Here is an 18,027-nt window from a genome sequence, read left to right as displayed (position 1 = left end):
GAGACAAACCATGACCCGCTGGAACCGCACCTTCAAACTCACCCCGCTGGCCGCGCTGCTGCTGGCTTCGTCCGCCTTCGCCACCAACGGCTACTTCCCGCATGGCTACGGCATCCGTGCCAAGGGCATGGGCGGCGCCTCGGTGGCGATGACCGAAGACAGCATGGGCGGTGCGAACAACCCCGCCGGCATGGTGTGGGTCGGCTCGCGCCTCGACGTGGGCATGGACCTGTTCTCTCCGCGCCGCGATGCGACGCGCAGCGACGCCGGCTTCCCGACGCTCAACGGCAGCGTCGACAGCCAGAGCAAGACCTTCCTGGTGCCGGAGTTCGGCTACAACCGCATGCTCGGCAGCGACATGTCGCTCGGGGTCACCGTCTACGGCAACGGCGGCATGAACACCAACTACCCGCAGGGCGACTTCAACTGCGGCGGCGGGCCGGCCAACATGCTGTGCGGCAGCGGCAACCTCGGCGTCGACCTGATGCAGCTCATCGTCGCGCCGACGCTGTCCTACAAGCTCAACAGCCAGCACTCGGTCGGCGCCTCGCTGCTGCTGGGCTTCCAGCAGTTCAAGGCCTACGGCCTGCAGGCCTTTGACAACGCCCCCGGTTTCCCGGCGTTCACCGGCGCGCCGGGCAGCGTCACCAACAACGGCTATGCGCACTCGAACGGCGTGGGCATCCGCCTGGGCTACCTCGGCCGCCTGAGCGACTCGCTGACCGTCGGCGCGGCCTTCGCGCCGAAGATGAACATGAGCCGCTTCGAGGAATACAAGGGCCTGTTCGCCGACAACGGCGACTTCGACATCCCCTCGCACTACACGATCGGCCTGGCCTTCACGCCCACGCCGGCCGTCACCGTGGCGCTGGACTACCAGCGCATCAACTACAGCGGCGTCGGCTCGGTGGGCAACCCGAGCTCGGTGCAGGCACCGCTGGGCGCACCCGGCGGCCCCGGCTTCGGCTGGAAGGACATCAACGTCGTCAAGCTTGGCGTGCAATGGCGTGCGACGAGTTCATGGACGCTGCGCGCCGGCTACAACCGCGGCGACAACCCGGTGCACGGAGAAGACGTTACCTTCAACATCCTCGCCCCCGGCGTGATGAAGCAGCACTACACCGGCGGCTTCAGCTGGGCGATGAGCGCCTCCGACGAGATCAGTGGTTCCCTGATGCTTGCGCCGCGTCAATCCGTGGCCGGCTCGTCGCTGTTCAATGCGGTGCTGGGCCCCGGCGCCGGCGGCAACGAAACCGTGCGCATGCGCCAGACCGCCATCGGCCTGGCCTGGAGCCACAAGTTCTGAACCGACTCGCGTCGCGCATCGGACGCCAAGGAGACAAGTCATGGCACATGTCGTCGTCATGGGTGCGGGCATCGGCGGGATGCCCGCGGCCTACGAGCTGCGCTCGCTCCTGCCCAAGGAGCACCAGGTCACCGTGGTGAACGCCACCGACTTCTTCCAGTTCACGCCATCCAACCCCTGGGTGGCGGTGGGCTGGCGCGACCGCGAATCGATCACGCTGCCGATCGCTCCGCTGCTCGAGCGCAAGGGCATCGCGTTCGTCGGCAAGCCGGTGGCGGCGATCGACCCTGCAGCGAACCGGCTGACGATGGAGGGTGGCCAGACCCTGGACTACGACTACCTGGTCATCACCACCGGCCCGAAGCTCAGCTTCGACGAGGTGCCCGGCGCCGGCCCGCACGGCGGACACACGCACTCGGTGTGCACCGTCGGCCACGCCGAGATGTTCTGGCAGGACTACCAGAAATTCCTCGAGGCGCCCGGGCCGATCGTGGTCGGCGCCATGCCTGGCGCGAGCTGCTTCGGCCCGGCCTACGAGTTCGCCTTCATCCTCGACGCGGACCTGCGCAAGCGAAAGCTGCGCCACAAGGTGCCGATGACCTTCGTGACGGCGGAACCCTACATCGGCCACCTCGGCTTGGGCGGCGTGGGCGACAGCAAGTCGATGCTCGAGAGCGAGCTGCGCGGCCACGACATCAAGTGGATCACCAACGCCAAGACCACCAAGGTGGAGGCCGGCAAGCTGTTCACCACGCAGCTCGACGACCACGGCCAGGTCTACAAGGAGCACGAGGTCGCCTTCAAGCTGGCCATGATGCTGCCCGCCTTCAAGGGCGTCGACCCGGTGGCTGCGGTGGCCGACATGTGCAACCCGCGCGGCTTCGTGCTGATCGACGAGCACCAGCGCAGCAAGAAGTACCGCAACATCTTCTCGGCCGGCGTGTGCGTGGCGATCCCGCCGGTGGAAGTGACGCCGGTGGCCAGCGGCGCGCCCAAGACCGGCTACATGATCGAGACGATGGTGACCGCCATCGCCCACAACATCGCCGACGAACTCGCTGGCAAGCCCGCCACCGCCAAGGGCACCTGGAACGCGATCTGCCTGGCCGACATGGGCGACACCGGCGCGGCCTTCGTGGCGCTGCCGCAGATCCCGCCGCGCAACGTCAACTGGTTCAAGAAGGGCAAGTGGGTGCACTACGCCAAGATCGCCTTCGAGAAGTACTTCATTCGCAAGATGAAGACCGGCAACACCGACCCGGTCTACGAGAAGTACGTGCTCAAGGCGCTTGGCATCGTGCGCCTGACCGACCACCGCTAGGCGCGAGGGCCATGCCATGACCTTGCTCGAGTTCGCTCGCGGCCCGGCGCTCTACGCCTCGCTGGCGGTGTTCGTGGCCGGCACGCTGTGGCGGCTGGTGGGCATCCTGATGCGCCCTCGCCTGCCGGATCTCTCGCCGGCGCGCGAAGGTGCGCCGTCCCGACTGGCCGGCGCGCTGCACGCCAACCTGCGCGCCATGTGGCCGCGGCCCGAGTTCCTGCACGGCGCACGCTTCATCGCCGTGAACGGCTACGTCTTCCACGTCGGCTTGGCCGTGGTGTTCTTCGGCTATGCGCCGCACATCGCCTTCGTCGAGCGGCTGACCGGCCTGTCCTGGCCGGCCCTGCCCGACCCGGTGATGTACCTGTCGGCCAGCATCACCATCGTCGCGCTGCTGATGGCGCTGGCGATGCGCATCAACGACCCGGTCCGCCGCCGCATCTCGATCGCCGACGACTACATCACCTGGACGATCACCTTCCTGCCCTTCATCACCGGCATGGCAGTGGCTGGCGAGCCTTCCGAGGCAATCCTGGCGCGCCATCGCGTGCTGTACGACGTCCCGCTGGCAGTTCACCTGCTGACGCTGGAGCTGCTGCTGCTGTGGTTTCCGTTCGGCAAGCTGATGCATGCGGTGCTGTTCGCCTTCTCGCGCGGCGCCACAGGCGTGCGCTTCAGCCATCGCGGGGTGCAGTGATGAGCGCCACGACCGCCACGGCGACGCCGGCCTTCGATCGCCAGGGCGAGCAGGACGATGCGGCCCGCGTCGATGCCGCCATCGGCAGCTTCGTGCGCGAGTTCGGCGTCACCGCCTCGCTGCATCTGGAGTCCTGCGTGCGCTGCGGCCTGTGCGCCGATGCCTGCCACTTCCGCATCACCACCGGCGACCCGAAGTACACGCCCATCCGCAAGCTCGAGCCGCTGCGCCGCGCCTACCTGCACGAGGTCAGCCCGTTCGCGCCGCTGTGGCGCGCACTCGGGATCGCCAAGAAGCCGACCATCGACGAGCTGGAGCAGTGGCAGGAGCTGCTCTACGACTCCTGCACGATGTGCGGGCGCTGCACGACGGCCTGCCCGATGGGCATCGACATCGCCGAGCTGGTGAAGGTGGCGCGGCACGGCATGTTCAAGGCCGGCCTGGTGCCCGAGCGCATGGCGCTGATGGACCGTACGGCACGCCAGTGGGGCAGCACCGCCACGCCGGGCGAAGATCTGCCGGACATCCTGGCCGAGGTGGCTGACGAGCATGGCGTGCCGATCCCCTGCGACCTGGCGCGCGCCGACATCCTGGTCACGGCGGCGCCGGCCGAGCTGGGCGAACACACCAAGTCGCTGGCCGACGCGGCGAAGATCCTGAATCGCATCGGCGCCAGCTGGACCATGCACCAGGCCGGCTTCGACGCCTCGAACATCGGCTTCAACAACGGCGACCTCGAACTGCAGGAGCGGCTCACCCGCTCGCTGATCGACACCGCGGTGAAGATCGGCGCGAAGACCGTGCTGCTGCCCGAATGCGGCCATGCCTACGGGGCGGCGCGCTGGGAAGCGGCCAAGTGGTACGGGCAGGCCTTGCCGGTGCGCATCATCCACATGACCGAGTTCCTCGACGAACTGCTCGCCGACGGGCGCATCCGTGTCCATCCGATCGGCGAGACGGCGACCTTCCACGACCCCTGCCAGATCGTGCGCCGCGGCGGGCTGGAAGCGGCGGCGCGGCGAGTTCTCGCCGCACTCGGCTTCGAGCTTCGCGAGCTGCAGGACCACGGCACCGCGGGCCTGTGCTGCGGCGGCGGTGGAGGCGTGGTGTCGAACCAGCGCGCCACGCCGCTGCGCCACAAGGTCTTCGAGCTCAAGCGCCAGCAGGTCGAGGCGACCGGAGCCCAGCGCTTCGTCACCAGTTGCGGGCAGTGCCGCATCACGCTAGAGATGGGTGCCAAGCACGCGTCGTGGCAAAAGCGCCCCGAAAGCCTGCTCGAGCTGGTCGCCGACAATCTGGCCGACTAGCCACGACGCGCTCGCGATCCCCGAGGGACGCAGGCGCGTCACCCGCCCGGGAAGCGCCTGCATGTCCTACCTCGACGACCCCCGCGTGCTGTTCGCCGCGGAGCGCACCCTGCTGGCCTGGCAGCGCACGGCCATCGCCCTGATGGGCTTCGGCTTCGTGGTCGAACGTTTCGGCCTGTTCCTGCGCATGGTCGGCAACCAGCCCTTGAGCCTGTCTCAGCGAGGCTTCTCGCTGTGGCTGGGTGTCGGACTGCTGCTGATCGGCGCCCTCGTTGCGGTCACGTCCGCACTGCAGTTCCGAACTGTCGTTCGCGGCCTGGGCGAGAAGGAGATACCGCGCGGCTACTGGACGGGCATGGGGGTGTGGCTGAATTTTCTGCTGGCGCTGGTGGCGCTCGCCTTGGCCATCCACTTCGTGACCAGCGGGTAAGCACTCGACACGGCTCCGCCAGGCCGCTTTCGGGCGCCATTCCCTGGCCACTTGAACATACAGCTTCGCCGACCCGCCCACTCCCGGAGGCAGCGTCCCTCGGCCTGAGACCAAGGGCATCGGAGGTCCTGCCGGCGGCCTTGATCCCCCGTTCGACACCATCGCCGTCCAGCGCCGCCAGGGGGCGCATTTCCTCCTGCCGTAAAGGCCTGTCGATCTGGCGTACGCTCGTTCGTCGATGGCATGCGAGGCGCCCTCAGGCGGGCGCGCCGACCGGTCGACCCCACAGGAGTGAAGACATGTCCTACATAGACGGTTTCGTGATCGCGGTTCCCACGGCCAACAAGCAGAAGTTCATCGAGCACGCGCGCCAACTCGACCCGATATTCATCGAGCTGGGCGCGATCCGTGTGATCGAGGGCTGGGGCGACGACGTCCCCGACGGCAAAGTCACCGATTTCCGCCGCGCAGTCCAGGCCACGGCCGAGGAGACGGTGGCCTTTTCGTGGGTCGAATGGCCGGACAAGGCCACGCGCGACGCCGCCATGAAGAAGATGATGGAAGACCCGCGCATGGATCCGTCCACGCCCGGCAACCCGCCCATGCCCTTCGACGGCAAGCGCATGATCTTCGGCGGCTTCGAACCGGTGGTCGAAGTGAAGGCTTGAGCGGCCGAGGCGACGTCGCACGCCGGAACCGTCGCGTTGGGCAGCCGGCGGCGTCGGCGAAGGCGGACTCGGCGTGAGTGGCGTGACGTACTTGATGCAGGACGCGGCCAGCGGAGCTGCCGCACGCTGCAGGGATCAGGGACAGCGGGAGCCCAGATGCCGCTGCAGAACACGGGCCAGCGCTTCACCGGTGACCGGCTTGGGCAGGTAGTCATTCATTCCTGCCACGTCGCAGCGCTGACGGTCCTCCGCGAGCGCGTGCGCCGTCAACGCGATGATGGGCACCTGAGCGCGCGGGTGCCCTGACGATCGAATCCGTCGCGTCGCCTCGTAGCCATCCATGACCGGCATCTGGCAATCCATGAGCACCACGTCGATCTCCTGCGCCTGAATGGCCGCCACCGCCTGGGCGCCGTCGTTGGCCAGCGTCACCGTCATGCCCAGCCGCTCGAGCATGGCCTGCACCACCATGCAGTTGACGGGGTTGTCCTCTACGACAAGAACGCGCGCCGGACGCGGCTCGACCGGGCTGGTTTCAGCCACAGGCGACGCGGTAGTCGCTACCGCAGTGGATACGGGGTCGAGCGCCGCTTCCAGCGGCACGTCGAACCAGAAGGTGCTGCCGCGCCCTGGCGCACTGTCGGCATGGATCGAGCCGCCCATCAGCTCTACCAGGTGCTTGCAGATCACGAGACCGAGCCCGCTGCCGCCGAACCGGCGGGTGGTGGAACTATCGGCCTGCGAGAAGCGCTGGAAGAGCTGGGCCATCTGCTCGGACGTCATGCCGATCCCGGAGTCCTGCACCGACACCCGGATCCAAGGGCGGCCGTCCCCGTCGGGCCGCGCTGCGGGCTCGGCGCGCAAGGTGACGCTCCCGGTGCTCGTGAACTTGAGCGCATTGCCCAGCAGGTTCGTCACGACCTGCCTCAGCCGCGTGGGGTCACCGCTGACCCTTGGCAGTGCGTCGAACGCGATCGCGGTCTGAACCGACACGCCGCGCGCCAGGCCGAGCTCACGGTAGATCGCCGCCACGCCCGCGAGCAATTGCGCCGGGTCGAAGTCCACGCGCTCGAGCCCGACCTTGCCCTCCTCGATCTTGGACAGGTCGAGGATGTCGCCCAGCAGGTCGTGCAAGGCATGGGCCGCCGTCGAGAGGGCCTGGGCGTACCGCGCTTGAGTGGCATCCAGCCGGGTGGCCTGCAGCAGTTCCGACATTCCGAGGATGCCGTTCATGGGCGTACGGATCTCGTGGCTCATGTTGGCCAGGAAGCGGCTCTTGGCTTGGCTCGCCTCCACTGCCACCTGGCGCGCCTGCTCGCGCGCGGCCGCAACCGACGAGGCCTCGAGGCGCAGGCGGGTCATGTCCGTCCAGTCGCGGCAGCTGCGCCAGCTTTCTTGCGTGAGCACCGCGCCATAGACGAGCAAGCAGGCCACCACGATCCAAGCGTCCTCGTGTCCCGACCAGAGCGCGTGCCCCATGACCGGCAGCAGAATCGTCAGAAAATTCAGCATCGCCGTGCGCATGCTGCTGACCAGGATGAACACGCCGATCGCCGTGATGCAAAGCACGCTGGCGAACAGCAGCGCGCCCAGCATGGTGTCCCGCACGGCCGGCACGAACACCAGCGCAATCACGCACCAGCACAAGTTGTCGAGCGTGATCAGCACATCGAATCGCGCCTGCCAGTACCCCAGCCGCTGCGCTCGCACAGGATCCCGCTCGAAGCGCCCAGTCTCGGTGACCCGCACGGCGCTGATGGCAAGCCGCGCCAGCAGCCAGCCGAGAACCCAGGCCGGGCTGATGTGCGCCCACATGGCATACGCCACCACCAGCGAGAAGACGACGGCACCGGCCTGGGGCTGCGGTGCCAGTCGGTAGATGGCGCTCACTCGGGCAAACGCGATCTCCGCGTCGATCAGACGCGGTGATTTCATCGGTGGCGTGGCTGGAATCGAAGTCATGCAGAGAGACCAGGCAACCCCTGACGGGCTTCGTCCCGGATTGCCACAAGGCCATGGTTGCACGGATATCGGCAATCGTGGCCGGCACATGAAGATTGGCGGGAGTGCATGCGACTTCGTGCACGGCGCGCGTGCGCAAGTCGGCCGGTCGTTTGCACGATGGGCTCCCGAGCTGGTGAGCGCGCGCGGTGCCAGGCCGCAGCTCACGCCTGGATCGCACCGACTCCTGCTTGCCGGTGCATGCCGCTCCGCAGCGGCGCCGTCTTCCGTGACCCGGTGAAGGGTTCGACCGGCAGCTCTGCGACGACGAGATCAGGACAGAGAACGTCGCTTCAGGATCGACTCTCGCCGACCACCGCAGATGAGTACGGTCGTTCCACTGCTGGCTCATGCCAACGGCAGCTACCTGCGACGGTGCGCGATTCACGGTGCCAGTACCGAGCCCAAGCGCCGCGCGCGACCGCTTCAGCGCCTGACCGCGGCCGCAGCGCGGCGACCGGGCGCCTCAGCACTTTCCACTGTTTCTGTCTTGACAGAAATGTCCAAAGGCGTATCTTTCAGTCATGAACCCTCGCACCGACGCCACCGCTGACGATGCCCCTGCCGCGCCCCGCCTCCCGGCCGTGACCGAACGCTTCGTGCTGCACTGGGGCGAGATGGGTTCTCGCTGGGGCGTGAACCGCACCATGTCGCAGATCCACGCGCTTCTATTCGTCACGGGCAGGCCCATGAACGCGGACGAACTGTGCGAGCAGCTGGGCGTGGCGCGGTCCAACGTCAGCACCTCGCTGCGCGAGCTGCAAGGCTGGGGCTTGGTCAAGGTCGTGCACCTGCTGGGCGACCGCCGAGACCACTTCGAGACCTCCGGCGATGTGTGGGAGCTTCTGCGCACCATCGTGCGCGGGCGCAAGCAGCGCGAGTTCGAGCCCACCATCCAGGCTCTCCGCGACTGCCTGGCGCACCCGGAACTGGCCCGCGAGAGCGCCGTTTCCCGGCAACGAATCAACGAGACGCTGGTGCTGATGGAGACCACATCCGTCTGGGTGGACGAGATGCTGCGCCTGCCGCCCGAGACGCTGGTGAAGATCATGAAGCTGGGCGCGAAGATCCAGGGCCTGTTGCGCGGCAAGGGCAAGCCCTGAACTCCTTTTTTTGCCGCACTGTTTCTGTGCCTACAGAACTTATGGAAGGAGAAGAAATTATGAGCAATCGAAGTACCGCGCTGCTGACGGCCTACTACGACGGCCAGTGCGGCCTGTGCAGCGCTGAGATGCGCGAGATCCACGCACTGGACGTGCAAGGCGATATCGCGCTGGTGGACTGCTCGGCGCCGGACTTTGCCGACGAGGCTATGCATAGCGCCGGCCTCACGCGCGAAGACCTGCTGGGCGCCATGCACGTGCGCGACGTGCTGGGCGATTGGCACCGGGGCGTGGATGCCATTGCGCTGCTCTACGCCACCGTGGGCGCGCCCTGGTTGGCGCGCGCCTGGGCACACCCGCTCACGCGCCCCGTCACGCGGCGCCTGTACCCCTGGGTGGTGGCGCACCGCCACACCCTCAGCCGCCTGGGTCTGGACCTGGTGGCGCCGCGCGTGCTGCGCCTGTTCGCCCAGCGCCACCAGCAGCGCCACGTGCCGCATTGCGCGCACGGCAGCTGCCGGCCGGACAGCCTCGAGCCGCGTGCCTGAGGCCACGCCCCTTCTTTCACAACCGCAAGGAGAATCTCATGAGCCTTGACCTCTTCCTCGTGTGCCTGGTCGTGACGCTGGGCACTGTGGGTGCCGCGCTGCTGTATCTGCGCGGCATCACGCGGCGCGTGCTCGTCGCGCAATGCGGCACCGACACCGGCGCCGAGTTCTGGCTGAGGGCCGCCGACGTACTGGCGCTGGCCGGTTCGCTGATCCTGGTGCTGGCCTTCGGCGGGGTTCTGCCGGGCGCGGACTGGGTGCAGCAGCTGCGCCTGGTGCTGGGTCTCGCGCTGGCCGGCGTTTTCGTCACCGTGGTGCTGGTGGCCAGCAGCGTATGGCGCGCCATTCCGGCAGCCCAATCGGGGGAAGCCTCGTGAGCGCCGCACTGCGGGTCCGCGGGCCAGGCCTGGACTGGCTGCCCGCCGTGCTGTGCCAGCGCGCAACCTGGCGCACGGTGTGGCGCTTCGTCTGGCTGGGACCCTTGGTGGGCGTGCTGCCCTGGGCCTGGCTGGTGGTGACCATTCCCTTCGCCTACGTGCTGGGCGGCCCGGCCTCCCTGGTGGCGGGGCTGCTGTTCGCCACCTGGTACCACGGCGCAGGCCGCATACCCACCTGGCCCTGGCGGGCCGCCCTGGGCGCGCTGGCCGGGCTGGGCGCCACTGCGGCGGTGACGCTGTTCCAGGTGCTGATCGGCACAGTCAGCTGGGGCTACGTGGCCGTGGTCGCTGTCCACGGTGTTCCGGCGGCGATGGTGGTGGCACTGCTGCAGAGGCCCGCACTGCAGCCCAGCAAGCCTGTGCTGCTGTAGACGGTCAGATCGCGCAGGGGCAACCGAGCCAGCGCGGTCTCAGTCCACGCACTGTGCCTCATTCGCTCTGAATGTCGCTGACCAGAGTGCGCACTCGGCAGCGGATCATTCAACGGGGCCTACGTGCGAGTCCGATCGGCGGCTTCTGAGGAAACGAGATGGGAACGGCGGACGACCCTTGTGGGTCGGAAGCGGCTGTCGCGGGCGCTGCCGCGAACGTACGAGTTGAGTCTGGCCGCGACAGGCAAGTGCGGCGCTCGGGACATTGCCAACGGGGTGAGCCAGGAGAATCCGACAGGTCCATCCGAATAGGCGAACTCGAACTTGTCGGCGATCTGCTCGGGATCATCAACGAGAGTCGCAAGTCCCCTATTCAGAACGACTTCTCATCACTCCTATTCCCACTCGATGGTGGCCGGCGGCTTGCTGCTCACGTCGTAGGTGACGCGGTTGATGCCGCGCACCTCGTTGATGATGCGGCTGGAGACCTTCTTGAGCAGCGCGTAAGGCAACTCGGCCCAGTCGGCGGTCATGAAGTCGCTGGTCTGCACCGCGCGCAATGCCACCACGTAGTCGTAGGTGCGGCCATCGCCCATCACGCCCACGCTCTTCACTGGCAGGAACACGGCGAAGGCCTGGCTGGTCAGGTCGTACCAGCTCTTGCCGGTGGCCTCGTCCTTGAAGGCACGCAGTTCCTCGATGAAGATCGCATCGGCGCGGCGCAGCAGGTCGGCATAGTCCTTCTTCACCTCGCCGAGGATGCGCACGCCCAGGCCCGGCCCGGGGAACGGGTGGCGGTAGACCATGTCGTGCGGCAGGCCGAGCGCCACGCCGAGTTCGCGCACTTCGTCCTTGAACAGGTCGCGCAACGGCTCCAGCAGTTTCAGGCCCAGCGTCTCGGGCAGCCCGCCGACGTTGTGATGGCTCTTGATCGTGGTCGCCTTCTTGGTCTTGGCGCCGCCGGATTCGATCACGTCCGGATAGATCGTCCCTTGCGCCAGCCACTTGGCGCGCGCCAGCTTCTTCGCCTCGCGCTGGAACACCTCGACGAACTCGCGGCCGATGATCTTGCGCTTGGCCTCGGGATCGCTGACACCGGCCAGCGCGCCCATGAACTCGGCGGTCGCATCGACGTGGATCACCTTCGCGTGCAGGCGGCCGGCGAACATCTCCATCACCAGCCGGCCTTCGTCCAGGCGCAGCAGGCCGTGGTCGACGAACACGCAGGTGAGTTGCTCGCCGATGGCGCGGTGGATCAGCGCCGCGGCCACGCTCGAATCGACACCGCCGGACAGGCCGAGGATCACCTCCTCGTCGCCCACCTGCTCGCGGATACGCACCACGGCCTCGGCGATGTGGTCGCGCATGATCCAGTCGGGCTTCGCCTTGGCGATCTGCAGCACGAAGCGCTCGAGCAGCGCCCGGCCCTGCACCGTGTGCGTCACCTCGGGGTGGAATTGCACCGCGTAGTAGCCGCGTGCTTCGTCGGCCATGCCGGCGACCGGGCAGCTCGGCGTGGACGCCATCAGCTTGAAGCCGGGCGGCAGTTCGGTGACCTTGTCGCCGTGGCTCATCCAGACCTTGAGCATGCCGTGGCCTTCGGGCGTGGTGAAGTCCTGGATGCCTTCGAGCAGCTTGGTGTGGCCATGGGCACGCACCTCGGCATAACCGAACTCGCGGTGCGCGCTCGCCTCGACCTTGCCGCCCTGCTGCACGGTCATGGTGAACATGCCGTAGCAGATGCCCAGCACCGGCACGCCCAGGTCCCACACCGCCTGCGGGGCGCGCAGGTCGTGCTCCTCGTAGGTGCTGGCATGGCTGCCCGACAGGATGATGCCCTTGGGCGCGAACTCGCGGATGAACGCGTCCGAGACGTCGTTCGGATGGATCTCGCAGTACACGTGAGCCTCGCGCACGCGCCGCGCGATCAGTTGCGTGACCTGGGAGCCGAAGTCGAGGATGAGGATCTTGTCGTGCATGACAGAAGGCGGATCAGGAGGAAGCGGGCGCGGCCGGAAGGCCGGGCTGAGCCCGACCGGCCGAGCGGAAGTGCAGCCAGGCCAGCAGCAGCGACACGCCCTGCAGCGCGGCGCAGAAGTACAGCGGCGCACCGATGCGCCAGTCGCCCTGTGGATGGTGCGAGAAAGCGCCGAGCAGCGGCGTGGCGATCATCGGCGCGAGCACGGCCATCAGGCTGTTCAGCGAACTGACGGCGCCCATCGCTTCGCCCTGCTGGCTGGCATTGGCCGCGGTGGACACGATGCTCTGGATGGCCGAGGCGGTGGTGAAGCCGAACACGTTGACGACGATCACCGCGTAGACCATCCAGCTTTGCGACGCCGCGCCCCACAGCAGGTAGGCGACCGTCGACGACATCAGGCCGAGGATGGCCAGGCGCTGCGGCGTGAACACCTTGAGCAGCTTGCCGAGCAGGAAGCCCTGAACCAGCACCGACATCACGCCGATGACGAACAGCGACCAGCCGCTCTCGCGCGGCCCCCAGCCGAACTTGAAGCTGCCGTGCAGCACCCACACCGAGTAGAGGACGAACTGCGCCAGCCCGCTGCAGGCGATCACCGCGACCAGCAGGCCCACGCCCTTGAGCCGGGCCAGGTCGCGCAGCGACGCGAACGGGTTCAGCGACTTGGCCTGCACCGGACGGCGACGCTCCGGCGGCAGCGACTCCGGCAGCACCAGCCAGCCGTAGACCAGGTTCGCCAGCGCCAGCGTGCCGGCGACGAAGAACGGCAGTTGCAGGTCGATCGCGCCGAGGATGCCGCCGAGCACCGGACCGAGCATGAAGCCGATGCCGAACATCGCGCCGAGCATGCCGAAGCGCTTGGCGCGCTCTTCCGGCGAGCTGATGTCGGCCACGTAGGCGTTGGCCACCGCCGCATTGGCCTGCATCGCGCCGCCGATCAGCCGTGAGGCGATCAGTGTCCAGATCGCGCCGGCGATCGCAGTCACGAAAAAATTGATGGCCAGACCGCAGAAGCCCAGCAGCAGCACCGGGCGCCGGCCGTAACGGTCGGACAGCGCGCCGAGGATCGGCGAGGCAATGAACTGCGCGAAGCCGTAGGTGAAGGCGATCACGCCGTACCAGAACACCTGCTCCGACGGCGAGGCCGTGAAGCGGCCCACCAGCGTGGGCAGCACGGGGATGATGAGGCCGACCGACAGCATGTCGATCAGCACCGTCAGCATGATGAAGGGCATCGCCGCCTGGCGATGCCCCGCGGCCGGTGCGGCCGCTGTGGGTTCGGTCACGGTGGGCTTCACTCCATCCGGTAGTTCGGCGCTTCTTTCGTGATCTGCACGTCGTGGACGTGGCTCTCGCGAATGCCGGCGGAAGTGATCTCGACGAACTCGGCCTTGCTGCGCATGTCTTCGATGCTCGCGCAACCGCAGTAGCCCATCGAGGCGCGCAGGCCACCGGCCATCTGGAAGACGATGGTGACCATCGAGCCCTTGTAGGGCACGCGGCCCTCGATGCCTTCGGGCACAAGCTTGTCCGCGTTCGGATTCGCACCCGTGTTGTCCTGGAAGTAGCGGTCGGCGCTGCCCTGCTGCATCGCGCCGATCGAGCCCATGCCACGGTAGCTCTTGTAGCTGCGGCCCTGGAACAGCACGATCTCGCCCGGCGCCTCTTCGGTGCCGGCGAACACGCCGCCCATCATCACGGTGTGCGCGCCCGCGGCGATCGCCTTGGCCACGTCGCCCGAGTAGCGGATGCCGCCGTCGGCGATCAGCGGCACGTCGGAGCCGGCCAGCGCCTTGGCGACGTTCTCGATCGCGGTGATCTGCGGCACACCGACACCCGCGACGATGCGCGTGGTGCAGATGGATCCGGGGCCGATGCCGACCTTCACGCCGTCGGCGCCGGCCTCGGCCAGCGCCAGCGCGGCGGCGCCGGTGGCGATGTTGCCGCCGATCACGTCGACCTGCGGGTAATTCTGCTTCACCCAGCGCACGCGTTCGATCACGCCGGCGCTGTGGCCGTGTGCGGTGTCGACCACGAGCACGTCGACGCCGGCCTTGGCCAGCAAGTCGACGCGCTCCTCGGTGCCCTCTCCCACGCCGACCGCGGCGCCCACGCGCAGCTTGCCCCAGGCATCGCGCGCGGCATTCGGGAAGCTGGTCTGCTTGGTGATGTCTTTCACCGTCATCAGGCCGCGCAGCTCGAAGGCCTCGTTGACGACCAGCACACGCTCGAGCTTGTGCTTGTGCATCAGCGCCTTGCCGTCCGCCAGCGAAGCACCTTCGCGCACCGTGATGAGCCGCTCTCGCGGCGTCATGATCTCGCGCACCGGGACGTCAAGCCGGGTCTCGAAGCGCAGGTCGCGATTGGTGACGATACCGACCACGCGCCCGTCTTCCACCACCGGGAAGCCGGAGATGCCGTGCTGCTTGGACAGCTCCATCACGTGGCGCACGGGCACGCCGGGCGAGATGGTGATCGGGTCCTTCAGCAGGCCCGACTCGTAGCGCTTGACGCGCGCGACCTCGGCGGCCTGCTGCATCGGCGACAGGTTCTTGTGCACGATGCCGATGCCACCCTCCTGGGCGATGGCGATCGCCAGGCGCGCCTCGGTGACGGTGTCCATCGCGGCGGACACCAGCGGCAGGTTCAGGCGGATGTTTCGGGAAAGGCGGGTGGCGAGCGAGGTGTCGCGCGGCAGGACCTGGGAGAAGGCGGGCACCAACAACACATCGTCGAAGGTGAGCGCTTTGCCGAGAAGGCGCATGAGGAAAGCTCCAGACGCAAAAGGGAATTATACGGACCGTGCACGAAGCCACGCTTTGTGACGGAATCGACACTTGACGCCGGCGGTGCGCCGGTAAACTGCAAGGCTGATGCCATTGCCTCACTTCGCCATGCGCCGTAGCCTCGTTGTCCTGTCACTCGCCCTGCTCGGCGCCACGTTCGCGCTGCCGGCGGCTGCGCAATGGAAGTGGCGCGGCACCAACGGCCAGATCCAGTACAGCGATCTGCCGCCGCCGCCCGGCGTGGCCGACAGGGACATCCTTCAGCGCCCCGGCAACACCGCCCTGCGCGGCGCCCCGGTCGCCGCCGCGGCAGCCGCTTCGGCGGCATCCGCCCCGCTGCTCAATCCCAAGGCGCAGGAGCCCGAACTCGAAGCCAAGCGCAAGAAGGCCGAGCAGGAGCAGGCCGAGAAGCAGAAGGCCGACGAGCAGCGCATCGCCGCCGCCAAGGCGGACAACTGCAAGCGGGCGCGAGAGCAGATGCGTTCGCTCGAAAGCGGCATGCGCATGGCCCGTGTCAACGAGAAGGGCGAGCGCGAGATCCTCGACGACAAGATGCGCGAAGACGAAATGAAGCGCGCCCGCGACATGGTCGCCAGCGACTGCGCGAAGTAAGCCGTCGTCAGCCGCGCAGCTTCGCCTGCCCGCGCTGGCCCACCTTGCGGTAGCGCAGCCGCCGGGCTTCCTTCGGATCCACCTGCAGCGCCCGATACACCTCTACCCTGTCGCGCTCGCGCAGCATGGTGTCAGGCGCCTGCGCGCGCCCCCAGATGCCGAACTTCGCCTGAGTGAGGTCCAGATCCGGATGCCGGTCGAGCACGCCACTGGCGCGGATCGCATCGGCAAGCGTCGCGCCGGCGGGCAGGCTCAGTTCGGTCTCGTCGACGACGCGTGCTTGCGGGCTGAAGGCCACGCTGACACGAACCGCCTCAGCGCGGGCCATAGACCTGCTCGGCGCGGCGCACGAAGGAATCGACGAAGGTGTTGGCAACACGGTCGAACACCGGGCTGAGCACGGCCTCGAGCGGCATGCTGCTGAATGCGTAGCGCATCTCGAACTCGATGCGGCAGGCCTGCGCCGCATCGTCGCCCGGCATCGCCAGCGGGTTGAATTGCCAGTGGCCCTCGAGCAAGGAAAACGGCCCGTCGATCAGATCAACCTGGACGCTGGCGTCCTCGACGTGCGCGTTGCGCGTCGTGAAAGCATGGCGGACCCCGGCGTAGGCCAGGTGCAGGCGCGCCGTCATGCCGCCGTCGTGCTGCTCCAGCACCTCGCCGCGCTCGCACCAGGGCAGGAACTTCGGGTAATCGGGCACGGCCGTGACCAGCGTGTACATCTCGCGCGGCGAGTACCACAGCAGGACGGACTTCTTCACGTGCTTCATACAATGCGCTGATTGTATTGGCGGCCACCGGCCTCACCTGGATCTTCATGTCGATTGCCGAAAACCGCCGCGCCCGCTACGACTACCACATCGAGGAGCGCTACGAGGCCGGCATGGTGCTGGAGGGCTGGGAGATCAAGGCCATCCGCGCCGGCCAGGTGCAGCTGACCGACGGCTACGTCGTGATCCGCGACGGCGAGCTGTACCTGATCGGCTGCCGCATCAACGCGCTGCGCAGCGCCTCGACCCACGTGCACCCCGAGGCCGACCGCACCAAGAAGCTGCTGATGCGCAAGGAGGAGATCCGGCGCCTGATCGGCAAGGTGGAGCAGAAGGGCTTCACCCTGGTGCCGCTGGACCTGCACTTCAAGGGCGGCCGCGTGAAGGCCGAGCTTGCGCTGGCCAAGGGCAAGGCCGAGCACGACAAGCGCCACACCGAGAAGCAGAAGGACTGGGACCGGGAAAAGGGCCGCCTGATGCGGCACAAGGTCTCAAGCAAGTCCTGATGCCGCGAGCGCCTGCTCGAAGTCGGTGATCAGCGCGTCGGCCGATTCCAGGCCGATCGAGAAGCGCACCAACGTGCCCTTCCATGCCGGGTGCTCGCGCATCGACGACAGGTCGTAGGGCACCACCAGGCTCACCGGCCCGGCCCAGGAGTAGCCGAGCTTGAACAGGCGCAGCGCATCGACGAAGGCATCGACCTGCTTCGCGGTGAATCGCTCGTCGAACACCACCGAGAACAGGCCTGCGGCCTGCGTGCAGACCGCCTTCCAGTGGGCATGGCCCGGCGATCCGGGCAGCGCCGGATGCAGTACCTGCACGACCTGCGGCTGCGTTGCCCACCACTGCGCCAGCGTGCGCGCTGTGGCATCGTGCGCCGCGTAGCGCAGAGGAAGCGAAGGCAACGAGCGCAGCAGCGCCTCGGCGTCGTTGGCGCCGACGCCCCAGCCCATGCGCATGTGGGTGAACTTGAGCTTCAGATGCAGCGCCTCGTCGCGCGTGGTCACCGAGCCCATCAGCACGTCGCCGCCGCCCGAGGGGTACTTGGTCAGCGCCTGCATGCAGATGTCCACGCCCTGCCCGTCGGCCAGGTCGAAGGCGTCGAAGGCGACGCCGGCGCCCCAGGTGTTGTCCAGCGCCGTGGTCACGCCGCGCTCGCGCGCAACGCGCAGCAGCGCGGGCAGGTCCGGGAACTCCATCGTCACGGAGCCCGGTGCCTCCAGCCACACGAGCTTCGTGGCCGGGCCGATCGCCGCGGTCAGCGAGCCCGGGTCCATCGCATCGTAGAAGCGATGAGTGACACCCCAGCCGGCGAGTTCGTTGCGCGCCAGTTCCTTGCCCGGGCCATAGGCGTTGTCGGGGATCAGCACCTCGTCGCCCGACTTCAGCAAGGCCATGTCGACCAGCGCGATCGCCGCCAGGCCGCTGGGCACCAGCAGCGTCTGCAGGCCGCCCTCCAGCGTGGCGATGCGCTCCTCGAGCATGAAGCTGGTCGGCGTGCCGTGCAGGCCGTAGGTGTAGCCAGCCTTGGACTTCCAGTTGCGCGCGCGCAGCGCCGCGGTGTTCGGGAAGATCACCGTCGAGGCCTTGTGCACCGCCGGCTGCGGCGCGACAAATCCGGCCGGCGGCTCGTAGGCGTGGTGGATCAGTGCCGTGGCGAGGTCTGGCTTCTTCTGCGTCATGGTGTGC

19 protein-coding genes are annotated in these 18,027 nt (G+C 67.8%); 12 read left to right on the top strand and 7 right to left on the bottom strand.

Annotated features, from left to right (window positions below; genetic code table 11):
- The first annotated feature begins 10 nt into the window (after window positions 1-10).
- From HZ992_RS08915 to HZ992_RS08890, 6 genes are all read left to right on the top strand, one after another.
- Window positions 11-1,306: an OmpP1/FadL family transporter gene (locus HZ992_RS08915; protein ID WP_209386305.1), complete on the top strand. Its 1,296-nt coding sequence runs from the start codon at window positions 11-13 to the stop codon at window positions 1,304-1,306.
- Window positions 1,307-1,346: 40 nt separating this feature from the next.
- On the top strand, window positions 1,347-2,627 hold the full coding sequence (locus tag HZ992_RS08910) for an NAD(P)/FAD-dependent oxidoreductase (protein WP_209386304.1): 1,281 nt from the start codon (window positions 1,347-1,349) through the stop codon (window positions 2,625-2,627).
- 16 nt (window positions 2,628-2,643) lie between these two features.
- Window positions 2,644-3,324, top strand: coding sequence for a nitrate reductase (locus HZ992_RS08905; protein ID WP_209386303.1), 681 nt, complete (start codon window positions 2,644-2,646; stop codon window positions 3,322-3,324).
- A complete protein-coding gene (locus HZ992_RS08900) occupies window positions 3,324-4,631 on the top strand; it encodes a (Fe-S)-binding protein (protein ID WP_209386302.1) in 1,308 nt (435 codons plus the stop codon). The genes HZ992_RS08905 and HZ992_RS08900 overlap by 1 nt, the downstream gene beginning before the upstream one ends.
- A gap of 61 nt (window positions 4,632-4,692) precedes the next feature.
- Window positions 4,693-5,061 carry a YidH family protein gene (locus tag HZ992_RS08895; RefSeq protein ID WP_209386301.1) on the top strand — a complete coding sequence of 123 codons (369 nt, stop codon included), beginning with the start codon at window positions 4,693-4,695 and terminating at the stop codon, window positions 5,059-5,061.
- A gap of 299 nt (window positions 5,062-5,360) precedes the next feature.
- Window positions 5,361-5,729, top strand: coding sequence for a DUF1428 domain-containing protein (locus HZ992_RS08890; RefSeq protein WP_209386300.1), 369 nt, complete (start codon window positions 5,361-5,363; stop codon window positions 5,727-5,729).
- A 135-nt stretch (window positions 5,730-5,864) separates the two neighbouring features.
- Here the strand turns inward: HZ992_RS08890 and HZ992_RS08885 are convergent, their stop codons facing one another.
- Window positions 5,865-7,664 carry an ATP-binding protein gene (locus HZ992_RS08885; protein WP_209386299.1) on the bottom strand — a complete coding sequence of 600 codons (1,800 nt, stop codon included), beginning with the start codon at window positions 7,662-7,664 and terminating at the stop codon, window positions 5,865-5,867.
- Between the two features lie 590 nt (window positions 7,665-8,254).
- On the opposite strand from HZ992_RS08885, the gene HZ992_RS08880 reads away from it, so the two are divergent.
- From HZ992_RS08880 to HZ992_RS08865, 4 genes are read left to right on the top strand one after another with little or no spacing between them, the layout of a single operon-like run.
- The gene (locus HZ992_RS08880) at window positions 8,255-8,833 is read left to right on the top strand and encodes a GbsR/MarR family transcriptional regulator (RefSeq protein WP_209386298.1); all 579 of its coding nucleotides are present in this window, start codon (window positions 8,255-8,257) and stop codon (window positions 8,831-8,833) included.
- A 59-nt stretch (window positions 8,834-8,892) separates the two neighbouring features.
- Window positions 8,893-9,381 carry a thiol-disulfide oxidoreductase DCC family protein gene (locus tag HZ992_RS08875; RefSeq protein WP_209386297.1) on the top strand — a complete coding sequence of 163 codons (489 nt, stop codon included), beginning with the start codon at window positions 8,893-8,895 and terminating at the stop codon, window positions 9,379-9,381.
- Between the two features lie 38 nt (window positions 9,382-9,419).
- Window positions 9,420-9,758, top strand: a complete 339-nt coding sequence (locus tag HZ992_RS08870; protein WP_209386296.1) for a hypothetical protein — start codon at window positions 9,420-9,422, stop codon at window positions 9,756-9,758.
- Window positions 9,755-10,189 carry a hypothetical protein gene (locus HZ992_RS08865; RefSeq protein WP_209386295.1) on the top strand — a complete coding sequence of 145 codons (435 nt, stop codon included), beginning with the start codon at window positions 9,755-9,757 and terminating at the stop codon, window positions 10,187-10,189. Before HZ992_RS08870 ends, HZ992_RS08865 begins: the two co-directional genes overlap by 4 nt.
- A gap of 395 nt (window positions 10,190-10,584) precedes the next feature.
- Here the strand turns inward: HZ992_RS08865 and guaA are convergent, their stop codons facing one another.
- From guaA to guaB, 3 genes are read right to left on the bottom strand one after another with little or no spacing between them, the layout of a single operon-like run.
- Window positions 10,585-12,168 carry a glutamine-hydrolyzing GMP synthase gene (gene guaA / locus HZ992_RS08860; protein ID WP_209386294.1) on the bottom strand — a complete coding sequence of 528 codons (1,584 nt, stop codon included), beginning with the start codon at window positions 12,166-12,168 and terminating at the stop codon, window positions 10,585-10,587.
- A 13-nt stretch (window positions 12,169-12,181) separates the two neighbouring features.
- Window positions 12,182-13,456 (bottom strand): MFS transporter, encoded by a 1,275-nt coding sequence (locus tag HZ992_RS08855; protein ID WP_245213401.1) that lies wholly within the window; start codon window positions 13,454-13,456, stop codon window positions 12,182-12,184.
- Window positions 13,457-13,464: 8 nt separating this feature from the next.
- Window positions 13,465-14,934: an IMP dehydrogenase gene (gene guaB / locus HZ992_RS08850; protein ID WP_209386293.1), complete on the bottom strand. Its 1,470-nt coding sequence runs from the start codon at window positions 14,932-14,934 to the stop codon at window positions 13,465-13,467.
- A gap of 130 nt (window positions 14,935-15,064) precedes the next feature.
- Between guaB and HZ992_RS08845 the strand changes: the two genes are divergently transcribed.
- Window positions 15,065-15,568 carry a DUF4124 domain-containing protein gene (locus HZ992_RS08845; protein WP_245213400.1) on the top strand — a complete coding sequence of 168 codons (504 nt, stop codon included), beginning with the start codon at window positions 15,065-15,067 and terminating at the stop codon, window positions 15,566-15,568.
- 7 nt (window positions 15,569-15,575) lie between these two features.
- Here HZ992_RS08845 and HZ992_RS08840 read toward each other — a convergent pair whose 3' ends face one another.
- Window positions 15,576-15,866 (bottom strand): RnfH family protein, encoded by a 291-nt coding sequence (locus HZ992_RS08840; RefSeq protein ID WP_245213399.1) that lies wholly within the window; start codon window positions 15,864-15,866, stop codon window positions 15,576-15,578.
- Window positions 15,867-15,882: 16 nt separating this feature from the next.
- Window positions 15,883-16,338 (bottom strand): type II toxin-antitoxin system RatA family toxin, encoded by a 456-nt coding sequence (locus HZ992_RS08835; RefSeq protein ID WP_209386290.1) that lies wholly within the window; start codon window positions 16,336-16,338, stop codon window positions 15,883-15,885.
- 47 nt (window positions 16,339-16,385) lie between these two features.
- Between HZ992_RS08835 and smpB the strand changes: the two genes are divergently transcribed.
- Window positions 16,386-16,844 (top strand): SsrA-binding protein SmpB, encoded by a 459-nt coding sequence (gene smpB, locus HZ992_RS08830; protein ID WP_209386289.1) that lies wholly within the window; start codon window positions 16,386-16,388, stop codon window positions 16,842-16,844.
- On the opposite strand, the gene HZ992_RS08825 is transcribed toward smpB, so the two are convergent.
- Window positions 16,830-18,020, bottom strand: coding sequence for a PLP-dependent transferase (locus HZ992_RS08825; RefSeq protein WP_209386288.1), 1,191 nt, complete (start codon window positions 18,018-18,020; stop codon window positions 16,830-16,832). The genes smpB and HZ992_RS08825 overlap by 15 nt on opposite strands.
- Window positions 18,021-18,027 lie beyond the last annotated feature (7 nt).

The sequence above is a fragment of the Rhizobacter sp. AJA081-3 genome (assembly GCF_017795745.1).
In the GTDB taxonomy this organism is placed as follows: Bacteria; Pseudomonadota; Gammaproteobacteria; order Burkholderiales; family Burkholderiaceae_C; genus Piscinibacter.
This window is presented reverse-complemented; position numbering and strand designations above follow the sequence as displayed.